The following is a 13,734-nucleotide window of genomic DNA, read 5'->3' on the forward strand; positions in this document are numbered from 1 at the left end:
GTCGCGTAGGAAATTCCGTGGAATCGGGCAGATCGCCTTGTTACGGTGCCCGCATGCGTTCTCAGCCGGCCTTGCTACCGCGCTCGACACCGGCGGCTTCGGGGGTCTCGTCCCGCTCGATCGTCGCGTTGCTGGACCGGCTCGAAGCACAATCCATCGAGCTCCATTCCATCATGGTCGTACGCCACGGTCACGTCGTGGCCGAAGGCTGGTGGGCGCCGTACTCGGCCGGGCGCCCGCATCTGCTCTATTCGCTGACCAAGTCGTTCACCGCGATCGCGGTGGGGCTGGCGATCGCCGACGGGCTGCTCTCGCTGGACGACCGGGTGGTGGACGTGTTGCCGGACCACGTTCCGGCCGACATCTCCGAGCAGGGACGCCGCATCACCGTGCACCACCTGCTGTCCATGACGGCCGGGCACAGCACGGACAGCCTCGCCGCGGCCTGGCAGCTGGAACCCGACGACCTGGTGAAGGGCTTCCTGCGCGTACCGTTCTCCGAGCCTGAGGGAGCCCGGCACACCTACGACAACGCGACCACTTTCGTCCTGGCCCGGATGGTGGAACGGGTCACCGGCCGCGGCCTGCCGGAGCTGCTCGACGACCGCCTGTTCCAGCCGATGGGCGTCGACCACGCCGAATGGGATCGGGTGGCGAGCGGTGCCGCCTTCGGATTCCACGGGCTGCACCTCACGACCGAGGCCGTCGCCGCTTTCGGCGAGTTGCTGCTGCGCGGAGGCGTCTGGGGCGACCGCCGGCTCGTCCCGCGCGAATGGGTGGAGCTCGCGACCAGACGGCACATCGAGACGCACATCGAGACCCGGCAACTCGATGACGACTCGCCCAACCCCGACTTTCTTCGCGGGTACGGCTACCAGTTCTGGATGTCGCGTCACGGCTATCACGGCGACGGCGCCTTCGGCCAGCAATGCGTGGTCGTCCCGTCCCACGATCTCGTGGTCGTCGTGACCGCCGCCGTGGAGCAGGTAGACGCACTGCCCGGCGTCTTTTGGGACTGCCTGTTGCCCGGCCTGGATGACGGGGGAAGCGCCCGGGACGACGAGATCCTCGCCGATCGGCTGCGGCGGCTGTCACTCGCGCAGGTGCCGGGTTCGGCTGCCCCCTCCCGTTCGGGTGCGGCGAGGATCGACGCCTCCGCCGAGGATTCGGCCCTGCCCGACGGCACCACGGTGGCCGTGGAGCCGGTGGAGGGCGGATGGCACCTGCGGCTCGGGTCGTCCCTCAAAGTCGCCGTCGGGCACGGCGAATGGCGGGAAAGCTCGCCGCTCGGCCGCCCGGTCGTCGCCGCCGGCGCCTGGCAGGGCGACACGTTCGTCGCCGACCTCTACGTCATCACCACCCCGCACCGGGTCCGGCTGGTGCTCGACGCCGACGCGGCGACAGCGGTGGCGACGTGGAGCACCGTGCCCCTGACCAGCCCCAGCCTGGAGTTGCATCTGCGGTCGCCGCTGATGACCCGGCCCGACGTCGCGTAGGTGATGGTGACGGGCGTCAAACGCCGGCGGTGTGCCCCACTGTCACCAGCTTCTCTGCGTCCTGGGCGAACCCCTGTACGGCCAGGACCTACTCGTACAGCTCCGCGAACCCGTCCAGGGGGCGCTGGGTGTCGGCGATCATGCGGTCGATGGCCGCGACTCAGACGGCCATGACGCGGGTGGCCGCGCCGGCCCTGGACAGCGGTGTTGGCCGTGTCGAACGCCTTCGTACTCGGGGTATTCACGAGTGTGCGTGACCTGGGCGAACCAGGGACCCAGAAGATCGCTTCCCGTATGGCAAGTGCTCCGACCGTGCCGGGGCGGATAGGCCCAGCCCGGACGCTCAGGCGGTGCCGAACTGTGTCACCTGCCATCAGTATGTTGTCTGGATGACGCCCTCCCGGACCACACCACCCCGGCCCGTCGACATCGCCGCGGTGTTCCCAGAGCTGGCCGCCTACCGTCGTACGGCGACGCGCCTGCATCCACGGCCAGGAGACCCGGGGCCTGGGGACAGTTCGGTGGGCGGGCCGCTGCTGTGGCCGGCAGATGAGTCCTGGCCGACCTGTGAGACGTTTCACAAAGGGGAGGTGGCGACCGAAGGTGTCCGGCTGAGGCGCCGCATCCTCGCGCAGGCTTGGGGTCGTACCAGACGGGGTGAGAGCCTGGTGCTGAGCGAGCAGGAACAAGCCGATCTGGAAGGCGCTGGGAGAGCCCGTACGGCGGGAGCTGGCGGCCCGTCGAGGAGCCGGCTACCCCACCGGCGAGTTCGAGTCCTTGGCTGAGCCGAACATGCCCACGGCGATCGTCATCGGCCGCGGCTACGCGCTTTATGTGTTTACCTGTCCGGACTCGTTCGACCATTCGCTGCGCTTCACCATGCAATGAGCCGCCCACCGCACTCTCCGGCGGTCACTTAGCGTCCGTCGCAGGCTGATGCCGGCGCTCATTCCCGCTACGGCCGGGGGAGGCTGCGGGTGCCGCAAGGTGCGGAAGGGCCTCCAGCCATCGGTTTAGACCGTCCACGACCTCGGCGGTGTCATTGGTGCCCATCTTCCATCGCAGCGCGGTCCCTCCTTGCTGCTGGAAGGCTGCGCAGTTGCCCCCTCTGCCGTCGATGAGCAGCGTGTCGTCGAAGGTCATGCCTTGACGGGAGAGGTAAGCCGACCGCTCGGTCAGGCGTTGAGCGGTGAGCCGGTCTCCAGCAGAGTCTTCATGCCGCTCAGCACGCGCATCCAGCCTGGGCCGGCGACACGGGCAGCGGTCTTGGGGGCGTGTTCGAGGTTGTCGTGCACCACGGTGAGCAGGCAGGTGCCGTCGTCGGCGGGTTCGATCTGCCAGCTCACCCGGCTGGCCGGCTCGTCGGCCAGGTCGGGGTTGTACAAGCCGCGGTAGCTCACGACGAGCCGATGCGGCGGCTCGGCGTCCAGCACGGTCTCATCGCCCCACAGCTGCGTGCGGTCCGGGGAGTGATAGCGGAACAGGGAGCCGATCTCGGCGGTGGTTTCGACCAGGGCGCCGAACAGATATCCAGCGCTGTAGTCGGGTTGGGTGATCGCGTCCCAGATGCGCTGCCGGGGTGCCCGGATGAAGATGTGGTAGGTCTGCGTGGCTGGTGCGGCCGTCATGGTCATGAGTGGGGACTCCTGCCGGGGTTTCGGGATGGTGTGCGCCGGGTCAGGCCGATGCGCCCGCCGCGGGCATGCGAGAAGGGCGAGTGGGCCCATGGGGATGCCCCGGGCGGTCAGCAGACGCGGGATGCACCCGCTCTGGAGCATCCGCCGTGGAAGCGGATGGTGGTCATGTCCGGGTGCCGGCCGGGTTGCGGGTGGCGAGGTTGCGGGCTGCCTGGCCGAGCATGCGGCCGTTCATGCGGACGGCCTGGGGGCGCGGCAGCAGCCGGGTCATCATGCGCATTCCGCGTCCGGGGATGTGCAGAGTGCGGCCCTTGAGGAAGGCGGTCATGAACTCGGCGACGGCCTTGTCCGCCGGTTGCGGACGGATGGGCAGGGCCGAGCGGTCGAGGCCGAAGGTGTCGATGATCGGGGTGTCGACGTTGCCGGGCAGCAGAACGCTGACGTTGATCTTGTCGGGGGCGAGTTCGTGGTGCAGGGCCTCGCCGAGGTTGAGCACATAAGCCTTGGCGGCGCTCTCGTGCGCCATGTTGGGCAGTCCCTGCAGCGCGCCGAGGGCGGAGACCAGCACGATGCCGCCGTGGCCGCGGGCGACCATGCGCGGTGCCAAGGCGTGTACCAACTCCAGGTGGGTGACGGCGTTGAGGGCCAGCCGGGCGTGTAAGTCGGTGAGCGGCTGGTCCAGCAGCCGGCGCCACCCGTGGGTTGGCCAGGGGCGACGCCAGGTCGGCATGGGGAGAGGTCAGACTGCCGTTTGCTCGCGGGTCCACTCCTGGTCTTGCCAGGCCGGATCCAGTGGGGTGTGGGCGATGTGGTTGGTGTAGTTCGACAGGGTCTTCATGCCGACGCCGAGCACGACGTCTAGCACGTGGCGGCGGGTGTGCCGGGCGGCCAGGAACGCCTCGATCTCGGCCTCCTCCACCCAGCCGCGCTGCACCACCACCGCACGGGTCAGGCGGCGGACCGCCTCCAGTGCCTCGTCGGCGAGCGGCCGCCCCGCGCGCAGCGCCTCGACCACCTCGGCCGGCACCCGGGCACGCAGCGCCAGGGTGGAGTGCGCGGCCACGCAGTACTCACAACCGTTCTCCACACTGGCCGTGATCAACACCACCTGCTTGGCCGCCGCCGGCAGCGACGACTTGCCGAACTGCTCGGCCAGCGCGTTGTAGCCGGCCAGCAGTTCCGGTGACTCGGCCATCACCCCGTTCAGCGTGGTCACGAAGCCCATCCGCTTCTTGGCCGCCTCCAGCATGGGGCGGGCGGCCTCGGGGGCGTCGCTTTCGTCGTAGGTGCGAAAACCGCTCATCATCTCTCCTTGGTAGTGGTGAAACCGTCAAGTACGGCGTGCACGCCCGCCAGCAGGACGCCCGCCTCGGCGCCGGCTCGCGAGCGCAGGTTGACCGCGTACGCCTGCAGGGTCAGCGCTTCCGCGGCAGCCCCCACATCCACGCCATCCCGGAGCTGGCCCTTCGTACGCGCGACTTCCAGCGCGGCGCGCATCGCCGCCCGCAGCGCGTCGTGGTGGCGGTCCAAAATCTCCCGGATCTCCGGCAGGCCACCGCTCGCGGTGGCGTGAGTGTTGGTGACCAGGCATCCCCAGCGGGCGTGCTCGCCCGAACACCGCGCCGCCACCAGCCGCTCGAAGAACGCGGCGATGGCCGGCACGCCGCGATCGTCGGCGGCCAGAGCGTCGAACACCGGCCGCGACTGCCGCTCCAGATAGCGGCCCAGCGCGGCGGCCTGCAGCTGCGCTTTGCCACCAAAGGTCGCGTACAGGCTGGAGCGGCTGAGCCCGGTCGCCTGGACGACGTCGGCGATGCCGGTGACCTCGGTCCCGCGCTGCCAGAACAGGCGTACGACCTGGTCCAGCGTCATGTCGGGATCGAAGTGCTTGATGTCGGGCATCTCACCATCTCCTATCTTGGAACGACTATTCCAAGATAGGAGATGGCGACGTCGAGGGCAACCTTCTTCCCAGGATCCTGTTAGCGAGCTCGATCGCCGCGGCGCGCCGTGCGCACCGCCAGCGCCGCCAGGGCGAGCAGGATGAGCACGGCCGCGATCCACCCCGGACCGAGCCCACCCACCCAACCGGCGATGGTGGCCTGCACGGCGGTCGCCGCACCCACGATCGGGTCGTCGGCATCGGCGCCCGCGAAGACGCGTAGCTCGTACCAGCCGTAATACAGGACGTACAGGCCGGCGAGGGTGAGCAGGGCGCCACTGGCCCTGGACACATGCGGCAGCAGCCGCCGCAGCCGGGCCACGACGGCGGCGCGGGCGAGGGCCACCGCCAGAGACAGGGCGGCGGCGACGAAGCAGCGGGTGCCTTCCTGGCGGGTCCGGGTGATGCCGGCGTCGCGCAGCACGCGTAGATGGTGGCTGAGCGTCGACTTGGCCACGGGGGCGCGAAGCTCGCCTCAGCCCCGCTCACGGCCGTCGGCCAGCACCGCGCCCAGCCCGTCCGGGTCGTACATTCCGATCAGCGGCCCGTCGGCTCGGGACTCGGATCCGCGACCAGAACGAACGGCCCTACGGGGGGCTGATGACGGAGAGCATGCGGGCCAGCTTCCATGGCCGAGGGCCCCAAGCGGCGAGCTTTCCACCTAGAAGCGGTTTCGCTATGCCTTGCCGGCCGATGAACACCAGCATGAGAGCTGCGGGATCGGCGGACAGGCGCGCGTCGACATCGCGTGCGCACCCCGCATCGAGCGTCAGCGAACCACGGTCGAAGACCATCAACGTGCGTCCGCCTCCACGTAGGCGCACATCGAAGCGAGCTCGGAAGGATCCGGCCTTCTCCTGGTTCACCAAGGCCGTGGGCGGCAGCGCCGCGATGAGCGGCAGTACGCCGCCCTCGACCGCGAGCAGAGCGTGGTGGCGCTGGATCGGCCACGAGCGCCCGGTGGCTGTGGCGATGTCGTGGCCGTGGATCAGGCATTCCTCGAGCAGGTGACACGCCACCGCCGAAGGCGGCAGGCGGGCGCCTTGCAGCCAGGCGACAGTGGCCGCTCGCGAACGCGCCGCGATGTCGTCGAACTCGCCGGCAAGCGTGGCGATACGATCCGCGAGCACCGAGGGGGCCCGTTCGCCGTCCTCGGCCAGCATCTTCGCGTTGACCTCAGCCATACCGGCCGTCGTCACCATGGCGTCCGGGACCGGGCGTGCGGCGACGGCGTCAGTGTCGAAGCGGAAAACATGAGCCAGGTGAGCGGCGACATCGCCCACCGTCCACGCGCCGACCGATATGGCGTGCGGGTCCGGGACGCTCCGCACCAGTGCGACCAGGCGGGGAACAACCTCCCGCAACGCCACACGAGCCCGCGCCATGGTGTCGGGTGCACCGCCATACGCCGCGGTCGGGACCATGTCAGCACCTCCCTGGATATCAGAGCCGGAGTCTCGCCTGGAGTAGAGGCCCGTCATCGACCTCCTGCGTCAGCCATGACCACACCCACCGGCGATGTGCTGGATATTGTCAGGCGCACTTGAGAATGTAAAGTGATCGCCATGAGTCGGAGCTACGGCCAGTACTGCGGTCTCGCCCGGGCGCTCGATGTCGTGGGCGACCGGTGGAATCTGCTCATCGTCCGCCAGCTCCTCATCGCTCCCGCCCGCTACCGCGAGCTGCTCGATGGGCTGCCCGGCGTGGCCACGAACCTGCTCACCGACCGTCTGCGCGACCTTCAGGCCGCCGGCGTGGTCGAGCGGCGGCCGGCCGAGGAGGCCGGCGCCATCGTGTACGTACTCACCCCCTGGGGCACCGAGCTGCGGGAGTCGATCAACAGCCTCATCCGCTGGTCCACGCCGCTCATGGCGCGCGGGCCGGGCGGCGACCGCTTCCACACCGACTGGCTCATCGTCGGCCTCCGCGCCTTGCTCACCGGCAAGGCGGCCGCACACCAGACGTCGAGGGTGGGGATCGCGGTCGACGGCCGACTGCTCCAGGTGCGGGCGACGGGCTCAGGCATCGAGGTGACCCTGCACGATGGTGGCGATCTCGATGCCGTCGTGCACGCTGACGCCTCGATCGTTCTCGGGCTGGCCGCGGGCGTGCTCACCCTTGACGATGCCCGTGGGCTTATCGACGTCGAAGGCGATGAAGCTGCCGTGCGACTCCTTTTCGAGCAAGGCGGCCGCAATGCGGCGGAAAGGGATCGCGGGCCAGTGTCATAGCGGGTCAGGTGGGGGCGTGTCATGGCCGCCCAGCATCAACGGTGCAGGTCACGAATGAAGATGTACACAGTTTGGGTCCCGTGGACGATTCCTACGGTCACCCCTTCCGGCCCTGCGCACCGTCTCGGACATATACGTGATAGTGGCCGTGCGCTGACCAGGACAACCCCTCACCGGGGCGGTGCGCGACTCCGGCACGTTATCTGGTACATCGCTACAGCCGTCCTACGGCGGCCGACATGAGCGCCGCCCCGAAGATCGCCGCACTGCGCGGCGGACACGTCACCCTCGCCGCAGCCGCCAACGCCGAGATCGGCGCCGCGCTCGCCGAGCTGTGGGGCGCGAGCGCGCCGGCGACCTGGAACCGCAACCGCGCCGCCGTCACCTCCTGGCTCGCCTGGTGCCAGACCAAGAAACACTGGGCCGCACCGTCGGTCCCGGCCAACGCCGAACAACCATCGCGCCGGCCAACTCCTGGATCTCGGACAGGTGTGTGCCGGCGTCGGGGACCCGTGGTCCCACGGTGTCCTCCATGGTGCTTGGGAAATGTTGTCGCCCCTATGAGCCCTCGCGTGCCGGCGATGTGACAGGCGGCTGAGGAATCTGTCGAAGTCGCCGGCCCGTGAGGCCGCGTAGAAGGCGTCGACCACCTGCCGCTGCCGCACCAGATCGGGGTCGGGCGATGGGATCGCGGCGTCGTTCACCCGGCGCCGCGCCCGGCTGGCCAGCTGCCGCGCGGCGTACGGCCCACGATCCCGGCGATCTCGTCGAACGGCAGCTCGAACATGTCGTGCAGCACGAACGCCAACCGCTCGGCCGGACTGAGCCGGTCGAGCACCACGAGTAGGGCCGGCCCCACCGAGTCGGCCGGCAACGCCTCCTGCTCGGGGTCGAGGTCGCTGCTCAGGATCACGACCGGCTCGGGCAGGTGCGTCTCCTCCCGCCGCTGCCGCCGGGAACGCAGCGTGTGCAGGCAATCCCGAGCCACAACCGTGGTCAGCCATGTCAAGGCTCAAAGACATGAACCCGCGAAGGCGTCGAATGTGACAGGAGACCGGACCAGGAACATCGACGGGTCTAGGAGCCGTCCACCCGTCGCTGGATTCGGGTGAGTTCGGTCATCGCGTTCTCCATGGCCCGGTCGTAGGTGTCCTGGGCGTTCTGCAGGCGCAGTTCGGCTGGGTTGCCCTCTTCAGTGAGGTCCGGCGGGGCCGCTCCCCAGCGCTCGGTCATGAGCGCGTTCGATTTCTCCTGCAGGTCGGCCAGTGACGCGCCGATCAGTTCCAGGATCGTGGTGGCGAGCTTGTCCGAGCCCCAGCGGAGTGCGCGCGGGTTGATGTCCAGCGCGGTGACACCCTGGGTGGAGCACTCCACGGTCACCAGCTTCTCCGCGTCCTGGGCGAACCCCTGTACGGCCAGGACCTGCTCGTACAGCTCCGCGAACCCGTCCAAGGGGCGCTGGGTGTCGGCGATCATGCGATCGATGGCCGCTTCGTCGAAAGCCGGCATCACACTTCCTTCGTCGGATTCGGCTGGTTGCCTTGCGTCGGGTTCGGCTGGTTGCGCTGGTTCGGGTTCGGTTGGTTGCCCTTCGGGAGGGCCGTCTCGCTTAGGTCGTCGGCCACGGCGGAATTGGCGACCATCCCGCCGCCTATCGCCGTCGCGCCGCCGAGGATCAGCTTCTTGACGGGCGATACCTTGGTGAACCGGCCGGCGATCTTGCCGGCCAGGCTCTCCGAGCCCCTGAGGAACGTCTGCAGCTTCAAGGCGCCCTGACCGGCCTGCTGGTCGGCCCGGCGGCCGAACATCGTCGCCGCCACCTCTGCGGCGGGCCGGATATAAGGGTTGATCCGCCCGAGCTGGTAGATCGTCCCCGCCAGGAGGATGGCGGCGCCCACGTCGAACATCAGGTTCCCGGCGAAGTCGAGAGCGTCGGCCGAGGTGCGCATGGAGTCCGCCGTGGCCTGCGGCAGGTCGGCCTTGTCGGCGACCTCGTCGCTGTGCGTGTCGACCGTCTGCTGGAACAGCTCGGCGCTCGTCGCCATCCAGTGCACGTCCTTGACGGACTCCTGGACCAGCTGGGGGTGCTCGCGTAGTCCCGCCGACAGCTCCTCCCATTGTTGCGCGGCCTGGCGCAGCTCGGGGGTGTCGGCGGCGGTGAGGGCGATGATCATCGCCGCGTACTTCGCGCGGCCGCCGCCCAGCAGTGCCGAGCCCAGCTGGGCCATGCCCGCGCCGGCGATGACGGACTGCGGTTGTGTTGGCATGTGTCCTCGCTCTCAGACTTGCTCTCGGACAGCGGCTCTTGGACTGCGGCTTTCGGACAGCGGCTTTCGGACAGCGGCTCTCGGACCGTGGCTCTCAGACGGCCGTGACGCGGGTGGCCGCGCCGTCGCCCTGGACGGCGGTGTTGGCCGTGTCGAACGCCTTCGACTCCATCTCGGCCAGTTCGTGCCTGGTCGCCGACACGTACTGGTGAGCAGCCAGCTTGACCTGGTCGAGCGCGTCCGCCAGCGACGAGCCGAAGAAGCCGAACAGGCCGTACGCGCCGGAGTGCACGTTGAGCCCCGCGACGACGCGGGTCATGTCGTTGAGGCGCTGCATGGGCTTGCCGGCGATGTTGCGGCCGACCTCACGGACGGAGTCGGCGTTCATCTCCATGCGTTTGAGGTCGCTGTCGGATGTCATGGGTCAGTCCACCACCGGTTGGCCGGGATCGTACGCGGGACGGAACAGGCCCGGCTCATCAGGGGGCGGCGGGGCCGTCCGGTGCGCGACCGGCGCACCCTCGTACCCGGCCGGGCCGCCGCCCATCGGCATGAACGGCATGCCACCGGTACCGGCGGCCGCCCCTGTGGGGCCGCCGGACGATGTGGGATTCGTAGCGGGCCATGTCCCGTCCACGACCGGCACGACGCCGGGCCGTACGGACGGGCCGGTCTCGCGCGGGAGGCCGCCGAGCGGGCTGCGGGCCTGGTCGGCGATGGGGCTCTCGTCCAGGACGTCAAGGGCGGAGCGCATGGGGCCGGACCGGTACGGGTCGCCGGTCCGCTCGGAGTCGGTCCGCGGGTTGTCGGTACGCGTGGGGCCGGTACGCGTGGGGCCGGTACGCGTGGGGCCGGTACGCGTGGGGTCGTTCCGTGCGGTGTCGGGCCGGGTGCCGGTCAGGGAGCGTGTCGGCTCGGACGTGGTCGGCTGGGTCCCGGTCGTCGGCGGATACCCGGTGAGCTGGGCCACGGAGGGCGTTCCGCCGGTTGACGTGATCAGCCCGGGGACCTGGCCCGGCGTCGTCCCGAGGATCGGGGGAGCGGCGGTTCCAGGGACCGCCGAGGCGAGCGGCCCGGTCTGCGGCGCAGCCGAGATAGGTGACCTCGCCGGATCCACACTGGCCAGCCGGGCGACCGGGCGCGTGGACTCCAAGTCGATCCCGCCACCGGTCGGCGTGCTGTCGCGCACGACCGGCGTAGGCAGGTACGGCGCGCTGGAGGCCAGGTCGGCGTCCCACGGCAGCCGCTCGGGCAGGATCTCGTGCGCGTCTCTCAAGCGGCCGTTCAGATCCGAGAGGAAGCGCCGGGCGTCGGCGTCCGGGTCGTTGCTCAGTTCCCGGGAGATGTACGAGCCGGTGTCCACCGTGGCGTACTGCTCCTGGGTGGCCGGCTCGAACTGCTCCTTCGCCGTGGCCAGCTCACGGCTGGCCTGCTGGACGGATGACGGGATGTCGCCGATCTGGCTCCGCAGCGTGCCGAGATACGACTGCACCCGCGCCATCCGCCCGAGCATGGCCCGCGCCGACTCGCCGCCCCAGTTTCCATCGGCGACGAGACGTGAGGCGTATTGGGACAACTCCTTGATCGTCTGGTCAAGGAGCGTGCCGGCCGATTGGTAGGCGTCCGCGACACCGCCGAACTCCTCGGGCCGCGTGCTCATGATCAACCGCCGGATCGAGTCGCGCCCGCCGTAGCTCTCGGGCGCGCCGGCCGGCAGCGCGCCCTCCTTGATCGGCTTCGGTTCTCCCACGCGCGCCTCTATCCGGTAGATCCGGCAGATCCGGTACGGCGAGCGGTCTCGCCGGCCCGCTGGTCGGCGTCCCTGACGGTGTTCGCGGTGGCGACCAGGTCCTCGACGACTCTGCTGACCAGCTCGGTCACGAACCCCATCGTGTCCACCGTGGCCATGCGCGCCCGTTGCATGGTCTCGGCGTACCCGCGTGCCACATCCCAGTCCCCGACGGCCGTGAACGACAGGTCGGGCACCCGGTGCCCGGCCGACTCCAGCCGGGGCAGCAGATCCCTCGACATCGCCCCGGCGACGTCCAGCAGCGCGTCCGGCCGGCACATCGCCTGGTCACCGGCCGCCGCCGGGTCGATGACCAGCTCGGCGGGTATCCCGTGGTCGCCTTCAGCCATCGTTCGGCTCAGGTGCCCCAGCGCCGGACGTTCGCCTGCTCGGCGTCGCGCATGATCTCGGTCGCGTCGTGCAGGGCCGGGCCGAAGCGCTGCATGGTGTCACCCATCGTCACCACGGCCTCGTTCCACTGGCGCTTGGCCTCCAGGTAGACGCCCTTCGCGGAGCCGTCCCAGGTCTCCAGGATCTTCAGGTCGTTCTCGAGGTCGGTCAGCTCGCCGACGAGGTTGGCGTACGCCCGGCCGAGCTCGGCCGCGATCTCTTCCATCTCGTCGAAATCGGCGAGGATGATGTCTCCGCCACCGGTCATTGAGATCCTTCCCTGACGTCGATCCCGCTCATTTGACGGCACCGCCGTTGAGCGCGGCCATGAGGTTCTTCGTGACGGCCTGGGTGGAGGTGCTGGCCTCCTCGTACTCGATCCCCGAGCCCTTGAGGTTCTCGGCGATCTGGTGGAGGGCGTCGATGACCTTCTTGAACTGCGGGTTCCATTCGTTGAGAACCTGCGTGTAGACGGTCGCCGACTCGCCCTTCCACGAGCCGCCGAGCTGCTCGGGGATCTGGAGCAGTCTGTTGTGGATCTGCGTGATGTGCTCGTGCGCGGTCAGCGCGCGAGCGGCCGCGTCGTGCTGACTGCCCTGCTGATAAGTGGTCGGCTGCGCCACGGTTCACCTCCCGGTATCGAACATGGGACAACGCGAGCACCATAAGCCGGTGCGCGGGAGGGCCGATCTGACTTCAACATTCCTGGAAATGTTGGATCACCCGGCGCGCCAGGCCCGCCGCCTGGCCTTGGGGAGCATGATCGCCACGAAGATCACCAGCCCGGTCACCGCGACCGTGCCTCCCGCGATGCCCACGGCCAGCCCGCGCGTACGCGAGTCTGGGGCGATGGCCTTGGCCACGACGACCGGCACCCCGCCGCCCGCCTTCTCCACCGAGTCGGGCAGCACGGCGGTGACGGCGAGCAGCGGGTTGACCAGGCCCGCGCCGGTCCCGGTGGCGCCGCCGCCCTCGGCCGTCAACTCCACCCGGCGCTTGACCTGCCACAGGTCGAGCTCTGGATGCCTGGCCCTGACCAGCGCCACGACCCCCGACACGTACGGCGCGGCGAAGCTGGTGCCGTCGAGGTCCGTACGGTAGCCGCCGCCCGTCCACGTACTGGTGATCCCGGAGCCGGGGGCGGTGACGGAGACCCTGGTGGTGCCGTTGGAGAACGCCGACTTCGTGCCGTCGGGGGAGGCCGCGCCCACCGCGATCACGCCGGGGTAGTCGGCCGGGTAGGAGGGCGTCACCTCGCCGTCCTCACGCTTCACGTTGCCGGCCGCCGCGACGATCACCGCGTCCATGCTCTGCGCGTACGCGACGGCCGACTTGAGCTCCGGCTGGTCGTGCGCCTCCACGGACACGTTGATGACCTTCGCGCCGAGCTCGGCGGCCCGCCTGATGCCCCGGGCCAGCAGCGACACCTCGCCGTCCGGCGTCTCGGTCTGCTTGATCGACAGGATCCGCGCGCCCGGCGCGACACCGAGGAACGGTACGCCGCGCGAGGTGAGGTCGCGGCCGGCGATGATGCCCGCCACGGCCGTACCGTGGCCCACGCAGTCGCGCTGGTCCGTACCCGTCAGGTCCTCGGAGGTCGTGACCGCCCCGGCGAGCTGCGGGTGCCGCGCGTCCACGCCGCTGTCGACCACTGCGACGGTCACGCCCTCGCCCCGGGTCAGCCGCCACACCCGCTGGAAGCGCAGCCGCTCCTGCGGCCAGGGCTTGCCGCTGACGTCCTGTACCCCGGCTTCGGGGGTGCACGGCGGAGCGGCGGCTTTCGCCCCCGCAGCGGTGAAGGGCGTGACGGCGAGCACCAGGGCGAGGGCGGCCGTGCCGCTCCAGGACATGGGCATGGGATGGGATTTTGCACCATTTATCGGTGCTTGCAGGGAAAGCTGGCTTCCGTTCAAAATATTTTGAAGTGACGCCCTGGTGCGGCCCGCGCGGGATACAGAGGACATGCAGACCGACGTGCGGGG

General features: G+C 69.8%; 18 protein-coding genes and 1 pseudogene. 2 read left to right on the forward strand and 17 right to left on the reverse strand.

Annotated features, from left to right (window positions below):
* Positions 1–53 precede the first annotated feature (53 nt).
* Positions 54–1,496: a serine hydrolase domain-containing protein gene (locus AB0J16_RS09740; RefSeq protein ID WP_358536601.1), complete on the forward strand. Its 1,443-nt coding sequence runs from the start codon at positions 54–56 to the stop codon at positions 1,494–1,496.
* Between the two features lie 912 nt (positions 1,497–2,408).
* On the opposite strand, the gene AB0J16_RS09745 is transcribed toward AB0J16_RS09740, so the two are convergent.
* The 7 genes from AB0J16_RS09745 to AB0J16_RS09775 form a co-directional block, all read right to left on the reverse strand.
* Entirely contained in the window at positions 2,409–2,639 is a 231-nt protein-coding gene (locus AB0J16_RS09745; RefSeq protein ID WP_358536604.1) for a hypothetical protein, read from the reverse strand.
* A 32-nt stretch (positions 2,640–2,671) separates the two neighbouring features.
* On the reverse strand, positions 2,672–3,130 hold the full coding sequence (locus AB0J16_RS09750) for an SRPBCC domain-containing protein (RefSeq protein ID WP_358536607.1): 459 nt from the start codon (positions 3,128–3,130) through the stop codon (positions 2,672–2,674).
* A gap of 166 nt (positions 3,131–3,296) precedes the next feature.
* Positions 3,297–3,863 (reverse strand): SDR family NAD(P)-dependent oxidoreductase, encoded by a 567-nt coding sequence (locus AB0J16_RS09755; RefSeq protein ID WP_358536610.1) that lies wholly within the window; start codon positions 3,861–3,863, stop codon positions 3,297–3,299.
* A 9-nt stretch (positions 3,864–3,872) separates the two neighbouring features.
* Positions 3,873–4,436 carry a carboxymuconolactone decarboxylase family protein gene (locus tag AB0J16_RS09760; protein WP_358536613.1) on the reverse strand — a complete coding sequence of 188 codons (564 nt, stop codon included), beginning with the start codon at positions 4,434–4,436 and terminating at the stop codon, positions 3,873–3,875.
* Entirely contained in the window at positions 4,436–5,035 is a 600-nt protein-coding gene (locus tag AB0J16_RS09765; protein ID WP_358536616.1) for a helix-turn-helix domain-containing protein, read from the reverse strand. Before AB0J16_RS09765 ends, AB0J16_RS09760 begins: the two co-directional genes overlap by 1 nt.
* Before the next feature lie 80 nt (positions 5,036–5,115).
* Complete coding sequence (locus AB0J16_RS09770; RefSeq protein WP_358536619.1) at positions 5,116–5,532, reverse strand: ArsR family transcriptional regulator; 417 nt, start codon at positions 5,530–5,532, stop codon at positions 5,116–5,118.
* A gap of 130 nt (positions 5,533–5,662) precedes the next feature.
* Complete coding sequence (locus AB0J16_RS09775; RefSeq protein WP_358536622.1) at positions 5,663–6,499, reverse strand: maleylpyruvate isomerase N-terminal domain-containing protein; 837 nt, start codon at positions 6,497–6,499, stop codon at positions 5,663–5,665.
* Positions 6,500–6,640: 141 nt separating this feature from the next.
* Here AB0J16_RS09775 and AB0J16_RS09780 point away from each other — a divergent pair, with 141 nt between their 5' ends.
* Positions 6,641–7,306, forward strand: a complete 666-nt coding sequence (locus AB0J16_RS09780) for a helix-turn-helix domain-containing protein (RefSeq protein WP_358536625.1) — start codon at positions 6,641–6,643, stop codon at positions 7,304–7,306.
* 214 nt (positions 7,307–7,520) lie between these two features.
* Here AB0J16_RS09780 and AB0J16_RS09785 read toward each other — a convergent pair whose 3' ends face one another.
* The 10 genes and pseudogenes from AB0J16_RS09785 to mycP form a co-directional block, all read right to left on the reverse strand.
* A complete protein-coding gene (locus AB0J16_RS09785; protein ID WP_358537566.1) occupies positions 7,521–7,718 on the reverse strand; it encodes a hypothetical protein in 198 nt (65 codons plus the stop codon).
* Between the two features lie 175 nt (positions 7,719–7,893).
* Positions 7,894–8,309, reverse strand: a pseudogene (locus AB0J16_RS09790) (RNA polymerase subunit sigma-70); the annotation flags it as partial.
* Between the two features lie 74 nt (positions 8,310–8,383).
* Complete coding sequence (locus AB0J16_RS09795; RefSeq protein ID WP_358536627.1) at positions 8,384–8,815, reverse strand: hypothetical protein; 432 nt, start codon at positions 8,813–8,815, stop codon at positions 8,384–8,386.
* Positions 8,815–9,573 carry a hypothetical protein gene (locus tag AB0J16_RS09800; protein WP_358536629.1) on the reverse strand — a complete coding sequence of 253 codons (759 nt, stop codon included), beginning with the start codon at positions 9,571–9,573 and terminating at the stop codon, positions 8,815–8,817. The genes AB0J16_RS09795 and AB0J16_RS09800 overlap by 1 nt, the downstream gene beginning before the upstream one ends.
* Positions 9,574–9,667: 94 nt before the next feature.
* Entirely contained in the window at positions 9,668–9,994 is a 327-nt protein-coding gene (locus AB0J16_RS09805) for a hypothetical protein (RefSeq protein ID WP_225290145.1), read from the reverse strand.
* Between the two features lie 3 nt (positions 9,995–9,997).
* Positions 9,998–11,323 (reverse strand): hypothetical protein, encoded by a 1,326-nt coding sequence (locus AB0J16_RS09810; protein WP_358536632.1) that lies wholly within the window; start codon positions 11,321–11,323, stop codon positions 9,998–10,000.
* 8 nt (positions 11,324–11,331) lie between these two features.
* Positions 11,332–11,712, reverse strand: coding sequence for a hypothetical protein (locus AB0J16_RS09815; RefSeq protein WP_358536634.1), 381 nt, complete (start codon positions 11,710–11,712; stop codon positions 11,332–11,334).
* A gap of 8 nt (positions 11,713–11,720) precedes the next feature.
* The gene (locus tag AB0J16_RS09820) at positions 11,721–12,020 is read right to left on the reverse strand and encodes a WXG100 family type VII secretion target (protein ID WP_357647093.1); all 300 of its coding nucleotides are present in this window, start codon (positions 12,018–12,020) and stop codon (positions 11,721–11,723) included.
* 28 nt (positions 12,021–12,048) lie between these two features.
* Complete coding sequence (locus AB0J16_RS09825) at positions 12,049–12,375, reverse strand: WXG100 family type VII secretion target (protein WP_357647091.1); 327 nt, start codon at positions 12,373–12,375, stop codon at positions 12,049–12,051.
* A 96-nt stretch (positions 12,376–12,471) separates the two neighbouring features.
* Positions 12,472–13,608, reverse strand: a complete 1,137-nt coding sequence (mycP, locus tag AB0J16_RS09830; protein WP_358536638.1) for a type VII secretion-associated serine protease mycosin — start codon at positions 13,606–13,608, stop codon at positions 12,472–12,474.
* Positions 13,609–13,734: the final 126 nt, after the last annotated feature.

Source organism: Nonomuraea sp. NPDC049750 (assembly GCF_040659625.1).
Classification (GTDB): Bacteria; Actinomycetota; Actinomycetes; order Streptosporangiales; family Streptosporangiaceae; genus Nonomuraea.

Coding starts and splice junctions, on each gene's coding strand:
- AB0J16_RS09740 (WP_358536601.1), top strand. CDS start 54: ATGCGTTCTCAGCCGGCCTTGCTACCGCGCTCGACACCGGCGGCTTCG.
- AB0J16_RS09745 (WP_358536604.1), bottom strand. CDS start 2,639: ATGACCTTCGACGACACGCTGCTCATCGACGGCAGAGGGGGCAACTGC.
- AB0J16_RS09750 (WP_358536607.1), bottom strand. CDS start 3,130: ATGACCATGACGGCCGCACCAGCCACGCAGACCTACCACATCTTCATC.
- AB0J16_RS09755 (WP_358536610.1), bottom strand. CDS start 3,863: ATGCCGACCTGGCGTCGCCCCTGGCCAACCCACGGGTGGCGCCGGCTG.
- AB0J16_RS09760 (WP_358536613.1), bottom strand. CDS start 4,436: ATGAGCGGTTTTCGCACCTACGACGAAAGCGACGCCCCCGAGGCCGCC.
- AB0J16_RS09765 (WP_358536616.1), bottom strand. CDS start 5,035: ATGCCCGACATCAAGCACTTCGATCCCGACATGACGCTGGACCAGGTC.
- AB0J16_RS09775 (WP_358536622.1), bottom strand. CDS start 6,499: ATGGTCCCGACCGCGGCGTATGGCGGTGCACCCGACACCATGGCGCGG.
- AB0J16_RS09780 (WP_358536625.1), top strand. CDS start 6,641: ATGAGTCGGAGCTACGGCCAGTACTGCGGTCTCGCCCGGGCGCTCGAT.
- AB0J16_RS09795 (WP_358536627.1), bottom strand. CDS start 8,815: ATGCCGGCTTTCGACGAAGCGGCCATCGATCGCATGATCGCCGACACC.
- AB0J16_RS09800 (WP_358536629.1), bottom strand. CDS start 9,573: ATGCCAACACAACCGCAGTCCGTCATCGCCGGCGCGGGCATGGCCCAG.
- AB0J16_RS09805 (WP_225290145.1), bottom strand. CDS start 9,994: ATGACATCCGACAGCGACCTCAAACGCATGGAGATGAACGCCGACTCC.
- AB0J16_RS09815 (WP_358536634.1), bottom strand. CDS start 11,712: ATGGCTGAAGGCGACCACGGGATACCCGCCGAGCTGGTCATCGACCCG.
- AB0J16_RS09820 (WP_357647093.1), bottom strand. CDS start 12,020: ATGACCGGTGGCGGAGACATCATCCTCGCCGATTTCGACGAGATGGAA.
- mycP (WP_358536638.1), bottom strand. CDS start 13,608: ATGCCCATGTCCTGGAGCGGCACGGCCGCCCTCGCCCTGGTGCTCGCC.